The following is a 14,401-nucleotide window of genomic DNA, read 5'->3' on the forward strand; positions in this document are numbered from 1 at the left end:
GGCTTGCGGACGGCTCCGTCGACGTGGTCGACGTAGACGAGAATCTCAGCCATGGGACTTCAATCTCCTGCGGAAGAAACGGGGGAGGTCGGGGAAACAGCGAACGGCGGGGTTCGCGCGGGCCTTAGATGAACTTCTGGCCCGCGAGGAACTCGGCCAGCTGCTTGCCGCCCTCGCCCTCGTCCGTGACGATCGTGCCCTTGCTGCGGGCGGGGCGCTCGTTCGCCTCGTCGACCTTGGTCCAGGAGCCCTCCAGGCCGACCTCCTCCGCCTCGATGTCGAGGTCGGACAGGTCCAGGGACTCCACCGGCTTCTTCTTGGCGGCCATGATGCCCTTGAAGGACGGGTAGCGGGCCTCGCCCGACTGGTCCGTCACGGAGACGACGGCCGGGAGGGCGGCCTGAAGCTGCTCGGAGGCGGTGTCGCCGTCGCGGCGGCCCGTCACGACGCCGTCCTCGACCTTGACCTCGGAGAGCAGGGTGACCTGCGGGACGCCCAGGCGCTCGGCCAGGATCGCCGGGAGGACGCCCATGGTGCCGTCGGTGGAGGCCATGCCGGCGATCACGACGTCGTAGCCGGTCTTCTCGATCGCCTTGGCGAGCACCAGCGAGGTGCCCATGACGTCGGTGCCGTGCAGGTCGTCGTCCTCGACGTGGACGGCCTTGTCGGCGCCCATGGAGAGCGCCTTGCGCAGCGCGTCCTTGGCGTCCTCGGGGCCGACCGTGAGGACGGTGACCTCGGCGTCGTCCGCCTCTTCGGCGATCTGCAGCGCCTGCTCGACCGCGTACTCGTCGAGCTCCGAAAGCAGGCCGTCGACGTCGTCGCGGTCGACCGTCAGGTCGTCCGCGAACTTCCGGTCGCCCGTGGCGTCCGGCACGTACTTCACACAGACAACGATCCTCAAGCTCACGCCGGCTCTCCTACTGCATCGTCATAACTGGGCTGCCTTGTTGCTCGCAGCATAGGCGCCTGAAGGGCGGGTTTCCGGTCGGGGCGTCCGACGCCCCGAGCGAAATATTACTCGTCAGTACACCCAGTTCGTTACCAGTGAGCAAGCGCTCAGCCGTGTGACCTTGCCAACGCCCCCGACCGGGCCGTACGGGAACTCTCAGTCGCGCAGGGCGTTGAAGCGCCCCTGGTGGTAGAGCAGCGGACGGCCCGCGCCGTCCGGGTCGCCGGCCACGGCCTCGGCGATGACGATCCGGTGGTCGCCGGCCGGGACCCTGGCCACCACCCGGCACACCAGCCAGGCGAGCACCCCGTCCAGGACCGGCACGCCCTCGGGGCCGTGGCTCCAGCGGGTGGGCGCGGCGAAGCGGTCGGCGCCGCTGCGGGCGAAGGTGGCCGCCAGGTCCCCCTGGTGGTCGCCGAGTATGTGCACGCCGATGTGCTCGGCCCCGGCGAGGACGGGCCAGCTGGAGGAGCCGGTGCCCACGCCGAAGGAGATCAGCGGGGGTTCGGCGGCGACGGAGTTGAGCGAGGTGGCGGTGAAGCCGACCGGGCGCCCGTCGCCGTACGCGGTGACGACCGCGACGCCGGCGGCGTGCCGGCGGAAGACGGAACGCAGCAGTTCGGGCGAGCCGGGGCGCGGGGCGCCGGCGAGGACGGAGGGGGCCGAGGTGGCGGAGGCGGCGGAGGGAATCGGCGGGAGCGTGCGGAGCTCGGGCGAGACCGTCATGGAGTTGTCCTTCTGCGAGGGCGGGGTGCGAGAGGTCGGGGGTTCGTCAGACACCCGGACAGCGCGCGCTCGCATTGCGGGCCAGGTCCACGTGGGCCCGGCCGTAGAGAAGGAGTTCTTGAGCCATTACGCCAGACTGACGATCGTTGACGTGTGCAGTCAAGTGCGTACCGGTATCTGGGAGCAGCGTCACGGCCCTCCGCGAGCGGCGTCACGGCGTCAGACCGCGTGGCCGAGCGCGGCGATGACATCGGCCTTACGGGGCTGCCCGGTGGCGCGGCGGACGATCCGGCCGTCCCGGTCGAGGACCAGGACGGTGGGCGTACGGGCGATGCCGAGGGCGCGTACGAGGTCGAGCCGCTCCTCGGCGTCGATCTCCACGTGGCCGACGCCCTCGACCATGGCGGCGACCTCGGTGAGGGTGCGGCGGGTGGCCCGGCAGGGCTGGCAGAAGGCGGTGGAGAACTGGACCAGGGTGGCCTTCTCCCCCAGTTCGGCGCCCAGTTCCGCCACGCCGAGGGCCTCGCCCGGGACTTCGGTCATCCGCTTTGCTCCTCCTCGTATCCGCTGAGCCGTTCTGCCTGGTCCAGCGCCCCGCGGGACCGTCGCATTCCCGCCACGACCACCCGGAGTGACGAGAATCTCCCCGTACGAAGCCGTCAGGACTGGTCACCGGCTCCCACATGGGGCACGATCTGCCCAAAGCCGAAAACCTACGGCCGCGTAACTTCGCCGGGAGAACCCTCCCCGGGCACAGACGTAAGGGGTTCCTCCCAGATGGCAGAGCTCGTCTATCGGCCGGTCATCGGCGTCGCCAAGACCATGTTCAAGGCGCTGGACCTGAAGATCGACACCCAGGGGTCGCAGCACATCCCCCGCCAGGGCGGCGCGGTGCTCGTGAGCAATCACATCAGCTATCTGGACTTCATCTTCACCGGTCTGGCCGCGCTGCCGCAGCAGCGTCTGGTGCGCTTCATGGCGAAGGAGTCGGTGTTCCGGCACAAGGTGTCGGGGCCGCTGATGCGCGCGATGAAGCACATCCCGGTGGACCGCTCGCAGGGCGAGCACGCCTACCAGCACGCGCTGAGCGCGCTGCGCTCGGGCGAGATCGTGGGTGTCTTCCCCGAGGCGACCATCTCGCAGTCGTTCACGCTGAAGAGCTTCAAGTCGGGTGCGGCGCGCCTGGCTCAGGAGGCCGGTGTGCCGCTGATCCCGATGGCGCTGTGGGGCACCCAGCGGGTGTGGACCAAGGGCCGGCCGCGGAACTTCAGGCGCAGCCACATCCCGATCACGATCCGGGTCGGCGAGCCGGTGGAGGCGCCGGCCGACCAGTACGCGGGCGCGATCACCCGGCGGCTGCGGGAACGGGTGCAGGAGCTCCTGGAGGCGGCGCAGCGGGCCTACCCGGTGCGTCCCAAGGACGCGAGCGACACGTGGTGGGTGCCCGCGCACCTCGGGGGCACGGCGCCGACGCCGGAGGAGCTGAAGGCCGCGGAGCGCCGCGAGCAGCAGTAGCCCCCCGGGGCGCGCCCTCAGCAGCTCACCGGCAAGTTCACTCGGGGTCGCGGACGGTGATCCGGGCCCCGGGGCTGACCTTCACGAGCAGTTCGGCGAGTTCGTCGCCGGCCGCGCGGAGCTCGTCGAGGGTCATCGGCGCGAGCGATTCCAGCAGGAAGAGCGCGTCGGTGGTGTCGTCGTCGATGCGGGTGCGCGGGCCCTGGCGCCAGTTCCAGCGACGGCAGGTGACGCCCGCCTCGTCGCACCAGACGACCTCGCCCGTCTCGGGGTGCTCGACGGTCTGCTCGCCGCCGGAGACGGTGACGAACTCCTCCTCGCCGGTGGCCCGGATCAGCCGCATGCCGCCCTGGATCCGGTTCAGGTCCTCGCCGCCGACCGGGATCAGATGGGCGACGCTGATCGCGTTGTAGGCGTCGACGAGCCGGTTGATCCGGGGCAGTCCGCCGTCCGCGAGCGCGCGCTTGGCGAGCGCCTCGGCGGAGTTGCGGGTACGGGAGGGCTTGGCGCCGAAGGCCGTGTACGCGGCGCGCCAGGCGGCCACGTGCGGGTCCTGGTCCGGGGTGCGCCCGTCGAGCCGCGCCGCGAGCCGCCGGGCGGCGTCGTCGAGCAGGGCCGAACTGGTCGCGTCGCTGGGCCCGTTGACGAGTCCGCGGGCCTCGACGGCGAGGTGGGTGAAGCCGGGGACGAGGGTGCGGACCTCGTCGGAGACGGTGAGCGTCAGGGTCATGATCCGCCGTTCGGGGTCGGGAGTGCGTTCGGGAGTGCGGTGGGGAAGATCGCCCAGAGGTGGGGCCGGTCGGCGGCAGCCTGCAGGGCGTGCAGCACGACCGGATGTGGTCCATCATAAAGCACCGGGTAGTCCACTTCACTGAACTCTGCCCGTACGGGCCAGGCCAGCCGCTCCTCGTCGAGGGAGAACCGCGCGTCCACCCCGGGCTTGTTGCCCCGCGGATCCAGCCGGGACCACCGGGACCGCCCGGGCAGCAGGACGGCGACGAGGCCGTGCACCATCGGGTCGGCGCCGTCCTCGGTGAGCCGCTGGTAGCAGAAGGCCGTGGGGATGCCCCGCACGCGCAGGAGCGCGGCGAGGGCGTGCGACTTGGAGACGCAGATGCCGTTGCGGGTCGCGAGGACCTCGGAGGCGCGCCAGGGGACCCTCGAGTCTCCGGAGTCGGCGGAGTGCGGGATGGTGTCGCGGACGAACGCGTAGGCGGCTTCGGCGTATGAGTATGCGTCGGGGTGCTCCATCCAGAGCCGGTCGGCAGTCTCCCGTACCAGCGGGTGGACATGGTCGACCGCCTCGTCGGCAACCAAGTAGGCAGAGATGTCAGGGTTCTGCTGGATGAGTTCCATGCGTCGCGAGCATAGGAATGCGGCCGGACGGAAGTCAATGACTTTCCACCCGACCGCATATCCATGCAGCGTCGCGCCAGGGACGGCTAGCGCGACATCTCTTCCTTCAGCGCCTGGAGGAAGGCGTCGACGTCGTCCTCCGTGGTGTCGAAGGAGCACATCCAGCGCACGTCGCCGGCCGCCTCGTCCCAGAAGTAGAAGCGGAAACGCTCCTGCAGGCGCCGGCTGACCTCGTGCGGCAGCCGGGCGAAGACCGCGTTGGCCTGCACCGGGTAGAGGATCTCCACCCCGTCCACGCCCCGCACGCCGGCCGCGAGGCGCTGGGCCATCGCGTTGGCGTGAGAGGCGTTGCGCAGCCACAGGTCCTTGGCGAGCAGCGCCTCCAACTGGACCGACACGAAGCGCATCTTGGAGGCGAGCTGCATGGACAGCTTGCGCAGGTGCTTCATGTGGCTGACCGCGTCCGGGTTGAGGACGACCACGGCCTCGCCGAACATCATGCCGTTCTTGGTGCCGCCGTACGAGAGGACGTCGACGCCGACCGCGTTGGTGAACGCGCGCATCGGCACGTTCAGGGACGCGGCCGCGTTGGCTATCCGGGCGCCGTCGAGGTGGACCTTCATGCCCTTGGCGTGGGCGTGGTCCACGATCGCGCGGATCTCCTCGACCGTGTAGACGGTGCCGAGCTCGGTGTTCTGGGTGATCGAGACGACCTGCGGCATCGCCCGGTGCTCGTCCTCCCAGCCCCAGGCCTGCCGGTCGATCAGCTCGGGGGTGAGCTTGCCGTCCGGGGTGGGCACGGTGAGCAGCTTGAGGCCGCCCATCCGCTCGGGCGCGCCGCCCTCGTCCACGTTGATGTGCGCGGACTCGGCGCAGATCACCGCGCCCCAGCGGTCGGTGAGCGCCTGCAGCGCGGTCACGTTGGCCCCGGTCCCGTTGAAGACGGGGAACGCCTCGGCCGTGGGGCCGAAGTGGCTGTGCATGATCCGCTGCAGGTGATCGGTGTACTCGTCCTCGCCGTAGGCGACCTGGTGGCCGCCGTTGGCGAGGGCGATGGCCGCGAGGACCTCCGGATGGACTCCGGCGTAGTTGTCGCTGGCGAAGCCGCGGACCGAGGGGTCGTGGTGACGACGGGCATCGGTCCGCGAGGCCGCGGTCAGGGCTTGGGGGTCAGCCACAGGCGCTGTCCATTCACTTCCTGTGCGGGCCGGTCCCAGAGTCCGGCGACGGCGTCGGCCAGTTCCTTGACGTCGGTGAAGCCCGCGAACTTCGCATTGGGGCGCTCCGCGCGCATCGCGTCGTGCACCAGTGCCTTGATCACCAGGATCGCAGCGGCCGCCTGCGGCCCCTCGTCGCCCCCCAGTTTGCGGAAGGAGTCCGCCATGGCGAGCGTCCAGGCCTCGGCCGCGGCCTTGCCGGCGTTGTACGCGGCGTTGTTGGCCTGCGGCTTGTGCGCGCCGACCTGGCTGATCAGCGCGTAGCGGCCGCGGCCGCCGCTGCGCAGCAGTCCGTCGTGGAAGGCGAGCGAGGTGTGCTGGACCGTGCGGATGAGGAGCTTCTCCAGGAAGTCCCAGTCCTTGAGGTCGGTCTCGGCGAAGGAGGGCGCGCCGCGCCAGCCGCCGACGAGGTGGACCAGGCCGTCGACCCGGCCGAACTCCTTCTCGGTCTTGGCGGCCCACTCGCGGGTGGCCTCCAGGTCGAGCAGGTCGACCGTGTCGCCGGTGACCGTGGCGCCGCCGTGGGCGTAGCGGGCGGCGTCGACGGCCTCGGCGAGCCGCGCCGGGTCGGCGTCGGAGGCGACCACGGTCGCGCCCGCCTCGGCGAGCCGCAGCAGGGTCGCGCGGCCGGCCGGGCCGGCCGCGCCGGCGACCGCGATGACGGCGCCGTCGAGCGGCCCACCGTTTCCGTTGGCGTTCATGGACGACTCCTCCGTGAGCTCCGTACCGTCGGTCACGCGGCGGCCCGCTCGGGCATGTCCGCGGCGGTGATGCCCTTGGTGTCGGCGATCACGCCCTTCATCTTCTTGGAGAGTGCCTCAAAGAACATGCTGAGCGGAAACTCGTCCGGAAGCACGTCGTCGACGAGCTTGCGCGGCGGGAGGGAGACGTCGAGGGCGTCGGGGCCCTTGGCCCACTTGGAGCCCGGGTGCGGGGCGAGGTAGGTGGAGACCAGCTCGTACGCCTTGAACCAGTGCACCAGCTTGGGGCGGTCGATGCCGTCGCGGTAGAGGGTCTCGATCTCGCCGCACAGCTGGTTGGTGACCTCGGGGGCGCGCTGCCAGTCGATGGTCAGCGTGTTGTCGGTCCAGCGCACCACGTCGTGCTTGTGGAGGTAGGCGAAGAGCAGCTGGCCGCCGAGGCCGTCGTAGTTGCGGGTGCGGTCGCCGGTGAGCGGGAAGCGGAACATCCGGTCGAAGAGCACCGCGTACTGCACGTCACGGCCGTGCTCGTTGCCCTCGGCCTCCAGCTGCACCGACGCCTTGAACGCGGTCAGGTCGCAGCGCAGCTCCTCCAGGCCGTACATCCAGAACGGCTGGCGCTGCTTGATCATGAACGGGTCGAAGGGCAGGTCGCCGCGGCTGTGGGCGCGGTCGTGGACCAGGTCCCACAGGGCGAAGGCCTGCTCGCAGCGCTTCTGGTCGCCGAGCATGGCGGCGATGTCCGCCGGCAGCTCCAGGCCCAGGGTGTCGACGGCGGCCTCGGTCACCTTGCGGAAGCGCGCGGCCTCGCGGTCGCAGAAGATGCCGCCCCAGGTGAAGCGCTCCGGGACCTCGCGGACCGCGACGGTCTCCGGGAAGAGGACGGCCGAGTTGGTGTCGTACCCGGCGGTGAAGTCCTCGAAGGTGATGCCGATGTAGCCCGGGTTGTCGAAGCGGGCGGCCTCCAGCTCGGAGAGCCACTCCGGCCACACCATGCGGAGGACGACGGCCTCGAAGTTGCGGTCCGGGTTGCCGTTCTGGGTGTACATCGGGAAGACGACGAGGTGCTGCAGGCCGTCCCGGCGGTCGGCGGCCGGGTGGAAGGCCATCAGCGCGTCGAGGAAGTCCGGCACCTCGAAGCCCGCGGCGGCCCACTTGCGCAGGTCGGCGACGAGGGCGCGGTGGTACGCGGCGTCGTGCGGGAGCAGCGGGGAGAGCTGCTCGACCGCGGCGACCATCCGCTCGACGGTCTTCTCGGCGAGGGCACGGGCCGGGGCGCCCTCGGCGGCGAAGTCGATGGAGCCGTCCGCGCTCTGCCAGGGGCGGAGCTCCTCCACGGCATTCTTGAGCTCGGTCCAGGCAGGGTGGTCGACCACCACGGTGTCGGCGGCTATCCCCTCACCGGTCACGTCCTGCACAAGAATTTCCGTCATTTCTCTTCCTCCACAGGAGAACCTTGCGTCAACCCACCGTAACCAGGGACGGGCCCGCCTCACAAGGGGAGCAGGAAAAATTCTCCTGCCACACCCCCGGTGTCACCGCTAATTTTCCTGTCTGGCGGGGTGTGAAGCCGAGAAATGCGGGGTTCCGCGCGCCCGCTTCCCGTTTCGTCCTCAGCTACTAGGCTGCGCCAAGGAGCCGATCGGCGCCCGGCACGGCCGGGGCTGCGGACCTCGACGGAAGCGAGAAGATCTTGAGTTTCCTCACCATCGGTCACCGCGGAGTCATGGGCGTCGCGCCCGAGAACACCCTGCTCTCCTTCGTCCGGGCCGAGCGGGCCGGCATGGACGCCATCGAACTCGACCTCCACCTCAGCAAGGACGGCGCGCTCGTCGTCATGCACGACGCCGACGTCGACCGGACCACGGACGGCACCGGACCGATCGCCGGAAAGACGCTCGCGGAGCTGAAAGAGCTCGACGCGGGCGCCGGGGAGCGGATCCCGGTCTTCGAGGAGGTCCTGGCGGCGGTCCGGGCCCCGCTCCAGGCCGAGATCAAGGACGTCGCGGCGGCCCGGGCGCTGGCCGAGGTGATCGACGGGCGCGGGCTGACCGGGCGGGTGGAGGTGCTGTCCTTCCATGACGAGGCCCTCGCGGAGATCCGCGGCCTGGTCCCCGGGGTGCGCACCGCGCTGGTCGCCGACCGGGAACAGGACGAGGTGACGGAGCGCGCGCTCGCGGTCGGCGCGGCGGCGCTCGTCCTCAACATCCGGCACGTCACCCTGCACACCGTCGACACGGCGCACCGGGCGGGGCTTCGGGTGATCGGCTGGGTGGTGAACAGCCAGGACGAGCTGCGGCTCGCCCGCGCCCTGGGCCTCGACGGCGCCACCACCGACCGCCCGGAGATCCGCCGTACGGGCCGCTTCACGGCCTGAGCGGGGCCGCCGGTCCGGGGCGCCGGGGCGGGGCTCAGCCCAGCGGCTTCACCAGGAGCTCGAACTCCAGGTCGTCGCGCTGCGGCACGCCGAAGCGCTCGTCGCCGTACGGGAAGGGGGTCATCCGGCCCGTACGGCGGTAGCCGCGCCGCTCGTACCAGGCGATCAGCTCCTCGCGCACCGAGATCACCGTCATGTGCATCTCGCGCACGTCCCACAGCTCGCGCACCCGGCGCTCGGCCTCGGTGATGATCTGCCGGCCGAGACCGGCGCCCTGAAGCTCGGGGCTGACCGCGAACATGCCGAAGTAGGCGGCCTCGCCGCGGTGTTCCAGCTGGCAGCAGGCGACGATCACGCCGTCCCGCTCCACGACCATGAGTCGGCTGCCGGCCGTGGTGATGACCGCCGCGACGCCCTCGGCGTCCGTGCGCTGCCCCTGCAGGATGTCCGCCTCGGTGGTCCAGCCGGCCCGGCTGGAGTCGCCCCGGTAGGCCGACTCGACGAGCGGGACGAGGGCCGGCACGTCGTCCAGGACGGCGTCGCGGTAGGTCACGGGGGCGGCGGTCAGCCGGGGCGCGGCGGTGTCCATGGTGTGCGGGTCTCCCCTCGGGCGCGGACGATCGACGGACGCGATCGCTCCCGAGCCTAGGGCATGGCTTGTGGATCTCGGCCGGGTCCGCGACGCCTGGCGCGCGCCCCCGCACTCCCCCTCGTACACCCGTGCGCGCCCGTACGCCCGCGTGACCGTGGGGACCTGCGGGCATGCACGGAGCGTCGGGACCGCGAGGAGGGGGGTGTGCGGCGTGCACGGACCGGCGTTGTCCGGGTGGCTGCTCGTGGCGCTGTGCGCGGCCAGCGGGGCGTACTGCCTGCTGCGGATGCGGGCGGGCGGGGCGGCTGAGCGGGGTGCGGCCGGGAGCGAGGCCGTGATGGGCTTCGGCATGGCCGCGATGGCCCTGCCGGCCGCGGTGCTCACCCCGCCCGAGTGGAGCTGGGTGCTGTACGCGGGGGTGTTCGGCCTCGCCGCGCTGCACGGGCTCGTCGCGGCGGTGCGCCACGGCGGGCACCATCTGCACCATCTGGTGGGCTCGCTCGCGATGGTCTACATGGCGCTCGCGATGGCCGCGGCCCCCGCCGGGGCGGGCGGGCACGCGGGGCACGGCGGGGCGGCCGGCGCGAGCGGCGGCATACCCGTGCTCACGGGGGTACTGCTCGCCTATTACGGGGTGTACGTGCTGCGTTCGGGCGCCCGGCTCGTGCCGGTGGCCGCTGCCACGGGGGCGGCGCGCATACGGACCGGCACCACGGGCACCGCCGCCGGGGAACTGACGCTGGTGTGCCGGTTGTCGATGGGGCTCGCGATGCTGGCGATGCTCCTCGCGCTCTGACCTCGGGGGCGAATCAAACCGTGGCGTGCGTCACTTGCCGTGCGAGGCCATACCCCGGCCTGGTACCGCACTCATAGGCTGACGTCATGTTGGTCTCCCTCGCGCTGCTCGTGCTCGGCGTCCTGACCGCCGTCGTCGCCCCGCGACTTCTCGCGCGGGCCGACTGGGTGGAACGGGAACCCGTGGTGGCGCTGTGGGTGTGGCAGTGCGTGGTGGCCGGCGTGCTGCTGAGCTTCGCGCTGTCGATGACGTTCAGCGCGGCGGCGGCCTGGCAGGAGGTGCGCGGCCAGGTCTTCGCGCCCGCGCCGCGCGCCGTCATCGAGGCGTACGAGCTGGGGACGAGCGGCCCGTGGTCGGCGGCGCTCGCCGTGGTCCTCGCGGCCGGCGGGCTGTGGACCGGGGCGATGCTGGGCCGGGAGATCGGCCGGGCGCGGGCCCGCCGCCGGCAGCGCCGTGCCGAACTGCTCGTCCGGGCGCCGCTGTTGCCCGGCGAGGAGCCCTCGGGCAGCGCCCGGCTCGTGGTCCTGGAGGGCGAGCGGTCGGATGCCTGGTGGCTGCCCGGCGGGACGCCGCGGCTCGTCATCACCACGGCCGCGCTGCGCCGGCTCAAGGGCCGGCAGCTGGACGCGGTGCTCGCGCACGAGCAGGGACACGCCCGGGCGCGGCACGACTGGCTGCTGCACTGCGCGGCGGCGCTCGCGGACGGTTTCCCGGGCGTGCCGGTCTTCGCGGCCTTCCGCGGCGAGATGCACCGGCTGGTGGAGCTGGCGGCCGACGACGTGGCCTCGCGCCGTTTCGGGCGGCTCACGGTGGCCCTGGCCCTGGTGGAACTCAACGAGGACCGGGGCGTGTTCGGCCCGGGCACGGCTCCGGACGCCGGGCTTCCGGAGCGGGTGAACCGGCTGCTCAGCGCCACTCCGCGGCTGACCGCGGGCCGCCGGCTGCGGCTCACGGCCGCGGCGGCGCTCGTCCCGGTGGTCCCGGTGTTCGTGGCCTTCGTGCCGGCGCTGCGCGCCCTCGGCTGACCGCTGTCCACGGTCCCCTGCCCCCGGTCCGCGACCGACCGCCGTGCACGACGCGGCCGACCCCGCGCGCACGCCGCCGGCCCGCCGTCGGGCAGGATGCGGGCCATGCGCATCTCCGCCGTCGTGTCCGGCGCCCTGGGCGTGCTGCTCCTCGTCCTCGTGGCGGTGGGGTGGTCCCCGTTGCTCTCCTTCGACCGGGAGGTGTCCGACGCCCTGCATCGCCACGCGGTGGCCCATCCCGGCTTCACGCAGGTCAACCGGATCCTGACGGACTGGGTCTGGGACCCGTGGACCATGCGCGCACTGACCCTGCTGGCGGTGGTCTGGCTGCTGCGCCGGGGCGAGCGGCTGCTCGCGCTGTGGATCACCGGCGCCACCCTGCTGGCCTGGCTGCTCCAGCAGGGCCTGAAGACGGCGGTGGGGCGGGCCCGCCCGCGGTGGCCGGATCCCGTCGACTCGGCGCCGTACGCGGCGTTCCCCTCCGGCCACGCCATGACGGCGGCGGTCGCCTGCGGGCTGCTGCTCTGGGTGCTGGCGCTGCACTGGAAGGAGGGGTGGCGGGGCTGGGGCACGCTCGCCGGGGCGGCGTTGGTGTCCGTGCTCGGCGTGGGCTGGACCCGGGTCTATCTGGGCGTCCACTGGACCTCGGACGTCCTGGCCGGCTGGCTGTTCGGCTGGTGCTGCGCGGCCGTGACGATCATCACGTACCGCCTGGTGGCGGCGGGTGGGCCGCCGGCCGCGGAGCCGGGTGCCGGGAGCAGAATGGAAGGCACACGATGAAGCCGCCTGTCCTGGACGATCCCCCGCGTCGCCCAGAACAGACGGCAGGTCCCGTCGCCGGCCACGAGGGCGTGACGACAGGACGCGCTGAGTATATTGGCTCGGAGCCAGTCAACGCAGGAGTCCAGCATGTCCCCGCGTAGCGCATCGGTCAATGAAGAGCTTCGGCGGCGCTCCCGTGACCGGATCCTTGCGGCCACGGTGGACCTCGTCTCGGAGCGCGGTTACGAGGCGACGACCCTCGGGGACATCGCCGAGCGGGCCGGATCGGCCCGTGGCCTGGTCTCGTACTACTTCCCGGGCAAGCGCCAGCTGCTGCAGTCCGCCGTGCACCGGCTGATGCACCGGACCCTGGAGGCGGCCCTGGAGCGTGAGCCGCGCCCGGAGGACGGCCGGGAGCGGCTCGCCCGGGCGATCGACGCGATCCTGGGGCTCGCCGAGGAGCGGCCGGTGCTCATGCGCACGCACATGGCGGGGATCCTGCAGGCGGAGGGTTTCGTGCGCTGCCCGGAGCAGCAGCGGCTCGCGACGCTGCTGCGGGACACCGTCGAGCGGTACGGCTCCGAGGACGTGGAGACCGACTACCCGCTGCTGCGGGCGCTGCTCATGGGCGCGGTGTTCGCGCTGCTGCTGCCGGGGGCGCCGATGCCGGCGGCCCGGCTGCGGGCGGAGCTGTTCCAGCGGTACGGCCTGGACTGGGAGCTCGGCGTGCCGCCGGGCGGGGGTCCGCCCGGCGGCACGCGTGCGATCGGTCCGTCACCGGCGAGGGTCGGACGTCAGTCCTCGAAGTCCTCGAAGTAGTCCGGCTGGGTCTGGACGTTGAGCTCGTCCATCCGGATCCGCTGCGCCTTGTCGGTGCGCCTGTCGCTGAGCTTCAGCACGTCGAAGCCCTTGACCAGGTCGTTCGAGTAGATGAAGCCGTTGTAGTAGTAGGCGGACCAGGAACCGCCGCCGACCAGGGTGGTGTCGGAGATCGGGCCGCGCTCGAAGTACGCGATCTCCTGGGGCCGGCGGGAGTCGGTGAAGTCCCAGACGGAGATGCCGCCCTGGTACCAGGCCTGGACCATGATGTCCTTGCCCCTGACCGGGATCAGCGAGCCGTTGTGGGCGACACAGTTCTCGGTGTCGGCCTGGTGGCGCGGGATCTTGAAGTAGCTGCGGAAGACCAGCTTGCGCTTGTCGCCCTTGCCGACGATGTCGTAGATGCCGTCCGCGCCGCGGTCCGGGCCGACGGCCGCGTTGCAGGTGGCCGCGCCGCCGCCGCCGAGCTCGTCGGTGAAGACGACCTTGTCGGCCTTCTGGTTGAAGGTCGCCGAGTGCCAGAAGGCGAAGTTGACGTTGTCCTGGACGCGGTCGATCACCCGGGGCTGCTCGGGGTTCTTGATGTCGAACAGGATGCCGTCGCCCATGCAGGCGCCGGCGGCCAGGTCCTTGCCGGGGAGCACGGTGATGTCGTGGCAGCCGGTGGTCTTGGAGACGCCCGGGTTGGTGGGCGCGCCGGGGTTGCCGCCGCCGTCGGGGCCCTCGCCGGGGAACAGCACGGGGAAGCCGACGACCTTGGCCTGCTCGGGAGCGTTGCGCGGGACCTTGATCACGGAGATGCCGTCGTGCGGGGGCTGGCAGTCCGGGAACGCGGCGTTGGGCGAGTAGGAGGAGACGTAGATGTACACGTTCCTGCGGTCGGGCACCAGGGTGTGGGTGTGCGAGCCGCAGGAGGTCTCGACGGCGGCGACGTACTTCGGGTTGGCGATGTCGCTGATGTCGAAGATCTTCATGCCCTCCCAGGATTCCTTCACCGAGGCGGGCTGCGACGTGCTCGCGCAGGAGTTGTCGCTTCGGGAGGAGTCGGTGGAGAGGAAGAGCAGATTGCCGGAGACCGACACGTCGTTCTGTGATCCGGGGCAGAGCACCTGGGTGACGGTCTTCGGGGCCTTCGGGTTGCTGATGTCGAAGATCCGGAAGCCGTCGTAGTTCCCGGCGAAGGCGTACTTGCCTTGGAACGCCAGGTCCGAGTTGGTGCCCTTGAGGGCGTCCTTGGGGATGTTGACGAGATGTTCGATGTTGGCGCTGTGGACGATCTCGTCCACGCCGGGTATCTCACCGTTTGCGATGGCGGCACGGGCGTCGGCCGCCTGCTCCGCGGTGACGTCGTTCCGCACGGGCGCGTCGCCCGGGTCGGGTGTGGCGGCCGCGGGTCCTGCGGCGAGCAGTCCGATCAGCAGCCCCGCCACGGCGGTCGCCGCGCCCAGGCCTCTGATCCGTGCACGCGGGGTACTCGTGGTACGCACGAAGTCACTCCGTCCTCTCTGGATCTCGTTCGCAGTTGAACGACGGATGGACCCCGGCAGTATCTTCCTTAGCGTG

Annotated in this window: 16 protein-coding genes; 6 read left to right on the plus strand and 10 right to left on the minus strand. The window is 71.6% G+C overall.

What is annotated here, in order from left to right; genetic code table 11:
* Positions 1-124 precede the first annotated feature (124 nt).
* The 3 genes from KV205_RS25230 to KV205_RS25240 all read right to left on the minus strand — a co-directional run bounded on the left by KV205_RS25230 (position 125) and on the right by KV205_RS25240 (position 2,221).
* Complete coding sequence (locus KV205_RS25230; RefSeq protein ID WP_265866895.1) at positions 125-910, minus strand: electron transfer flavoprotein subunit beta/FixA family protein; 786 nt, start codon at positions 908-910, stop codon at positions 125-127.
* 198 nt (positions 911-1,108) lie between these two features.
* A complete protein-coding gene (locus tag KV205_RS25235; RefSeq protein ID WP_265866896.1) occupies positions 1,109-1,678 on the minus strand; it encodes a flavin reductase family protein in 570 nt (189 codons plus the stop codon).
* 219 nt (positions 1,679-1,897) lie between these two features.
* Complete coding sequence (locus KV205_RS25240; RefSeq protein ID WP_265866897.1) at positions 1,898-2,221, minus strand: thioredoxin family protein; 324 nt, start codon at positions 2,219-2,221, stop codon at positions 1,898-1,900.
* A gap of 234 nt (positions 2,222-2,455) precedes the next feature.
* On the opposite strand from KV205_RS25240, the gene KV205_RS25245 reads away from it, so the two are divergent.
* Entirely contained in the window at positions 2,456-3,193 is a 738-nt protein-coding gene (locus KV205_RS25245) for a 1-acyl-sn-glycerol-3-phosphate acyltransferase (protein WP_265866898.1), read from the plus strand.
* 37 nt (positions 3,194-3,230) lie between these two features.
* On the opposite strand, the gene KV205_RS25250 is transcribed toward KV205_RS25245, so the two are convergent.
* The 5 genes from KV205_RS25250 to KV205_RS25270 all read right to left on the minus strand — a co-directional run bounded on the left by KV205_RS25250 (position 3,231) and on the right by KV205_RS25270 (position 7,900).
* The gene (locus KV205_RS25250; RefSeq protein WP_265866900.1) at positions 3,231-3,923 is read right to left on the minus strand and encodes a B3/4 domain-containing protein; all 693 of its coding nucleotides are present in this window, start codon (positions 3,921-3,923) and stop codon (positions 3,231-3,233) included.
* A complete protein-coding gene (locus tag KV205_RS25255; RefSeq protein WP_265866901.1) occupies positions 3,920-4,549 on the minus strand; it encodes a transglutaminase family protein in 630 nt (209 codons plus the stop codon). Before KV205_RS25255 ends, KV205_RS25250 begins: the two co-directional genes overlap by 4 nt.
* A gap of 86 nt (positions 4,550-4,635) precedes the next feature.
* Positions 4,636-5,709 carry a low specificity L-threonine aldolase gene (locus KV205_RS25260; RefSeq protein WP_265867040.1) on the minus strand — a complete coding sequence of 358 codons (1,074 nt, stop codon included), beginning with the start codon at positions 5,707-5,709 and terminating at the stop codon, positions 4,636-4,638.
* Positions 5,706-6,467, minus strand: a complete 762-nt coding sequence (locus KV205_RS25265; protein WP_265866902.1) for an SDR family oxidoreductase — start codon at positions 6,465-6,467, stop codon at positions 5,706-5,708. The genes KV205_RS25260 and KV205_RS25265 overlap by 4 nt, the downstream gene beginning before the upstream one ends.
* A 32-nt stretch (positions 6,468-6,499) precedes the next feature.
* Positions 6,500-7,900, minus strand: coding sequence for a DUF6421 family protein (locus KV205_RS25270; protein WP_265866904.1), 1,401 nt, complete (start codon positions 7,898-7,900; stop codon positions 6,500-6,502).
* Positions 7,901-8,160: 260 nt separating this feature from the next.
* Between KV205_RS25270 and KV205_RS25275 the strand changes: the two genes are divergently transcribed.
* Positions 8,161-8,844 carry a glycerophosphodiester phosphodiesterase family protein gene (locus KV205_RS25275; RefSeq protein ID WP_265866905.1) on the plus strand — a complete coding sequence of 228 codons (684 nt, stop codon included), beginning with the start codon at positions 8,161-8,163 and terminating at the stop codon, positions 8,842-8,844.
* 34 nt (positions 8,845-8,878) lie between these two features.
* Here KV205_RS25275 and KV205_RS25280 read toward each other — a convergent pair whose 3' ends face one another.
* Entirely contained in the window at positions 8,879-9,433 is a 555-nt protein-coding gene (locus tag KV205_RS25280) for a GNAT family N-acetyltransferase (RefSeq protein WP_265866907.1), read from the minus strand.
* 214 nt (positions 9,434-9,647) lie between these two features.
* Here KV205_RS25280 and KV205_RS25285 point away from each other — a divergent pair, with 214 nt between their 5' ends.
* The 4 genes from KV205_RS25285 (at position 9,648) to KV205_RS25300 (ending at position 12,838) form a co-directional block, all read left to right on the plus strand.
* Positions 9,648-10,232, plus strand: coding sequence for a DUF5134 domain-containing protein (locus KV205_RS25285; RefSeq protein WP_265866908.1), 585 nt, complete (start codon positions 9,648-9,650; stop codon positions 10,230-10,232).
* Positions 10,233-10,318: 86 nt separating this feature from the next.
* Positions 10,319-11,257, plus strand: a complete 939-nt coding sequence (locus tag KV205_RS25290; protein WP_265866909.1) for a M56 family metallopeptidase — start codon at positions 10,319-10,321, stop codon at positions 11,255-11,257.
* A 105-nt stretch (positions 11,258-11,362) separates the two neighbouring features.
* Entirely contained in the window at positions 11,363-12,037 is a 675-nt protein-coding gene (locus tag KV205_RS25295) for a phosphatase PAP2 family protein (RefSeq protein ID WP_374214727.1), read from the plus strand.
* 129 nt (positions 12,038-12,166) lie between these two features.
* Positions 12,167-12,838, plus strand: coding sequence for a TetR/AcrR family transcriptional regulator (locus tag KV205_RS25300; RefSeq protein WP_265866911.1), 672 nt, complete (start codon positions 12,167-12,169; stop codon positions 12,836-12,838).
* Here the strand turns inward: KV205_RS25300 and KV205_RS25305 are convergent.
* Complete coding sequence (locus KV205_RS25305; protein WP_265866912.1) at positions 12,814-14,325, minus strand: LVIVD repeat-containing protein; 1,512 nt, start codon at positions 14,323-14,325, stop codon at positions 12,814-12,816. The two genes, KV205_RS25300 and KV205_RS25305, sit on opposite strands and share 25 nt — an antisense overlap.
* Between the last annotated feature and the right edge of the window lie 76 nt (positions 14,326-14,401).

This window comes from Streptomyces sp. SKN60 (assembly GCF_026236535.1).
GTDB lineage: Bacteria > Actinomycetota > Actinomycetes > Streptomycetales > Streptomycetaceae > Streptomyces.

Coding starts and splice junctions, on each gene's coding strand:
- KV205_RS25235 (WP_265866896.1), bottom strand. CDS start 1,678: ATGACGGTCTCGCCCGAGCTCCGCACGCTCCCGCCGATTCCCTCCGCC.
- KV205_RS25240 (WP_265866897.1), bottom strand. CDS start 2,221: ATGACCGAAGTCCCGGGCGAGGCCCTCGGCGTGGCGGAACTGGGCGCC.
- KV205_RS25245 (WP_265866898.1), top strand. CDS start 2,456: ATGGCAGAGCTCGTCTATCGGCCGGTCATCGGCGTCGCCAAGACCATG.
- KV205_RS25250 (WP_265866900.1), bottom strand. CDS start 3,923: ATGACCCTGACGCTCACCGTCTCCGACGAGGTCCGCACCCTCGTCCCC.
- KV205_RS25255 (WP_265866901.1), bottom strand. CDS start 4,549: ATGGAACTCATCCAGCAGAACCCTGACATCTCTGCCTACTTGGTTGCC.
- KV205_RS25265 (WP_265866902.1), bottom strand. CDS start 6,467: ATGAACGCCAACGGAAACGGTGGGCCGCTCGACGGCGCCGTCATCGCG.
- KV205_RS25270 (WP_265866904.1), bottom strand. CDS start 7,900: ATGACGGAAATTCTTGTGCAGGACGTGACCGGTGAGGGGATAGCCGCC.
- KV205_RS25280 (WP_265866907.1), bottom strand. CDS start 9,433: ATGGACACCGCCGCGCCCCGGCTGACCGCCGCCCCCGTGACCTACCGC.
- KV205_RS25290 (WP_265866909.1), top strand. CDS start 10,319: ATGTTGGTCTCCCTCGCGCTGCTCGTGCTCGGCGTCCTGACCGCCGTC.
- KV205_RS25295 (WP_374214727.1), top strand. CDS start 11,363: ATGCGCATCTCCGCCGTCGTGTCCGGCGCCCTGGGCGTGCTGCTCCTC.
- KV205_RS25300 (WP_265866911.1), top strand. CDS start 12,167: ATGTCCCCGCGTAGCGCATCGGTCAATGAAGAGCTTCGGCGGCGCTCC.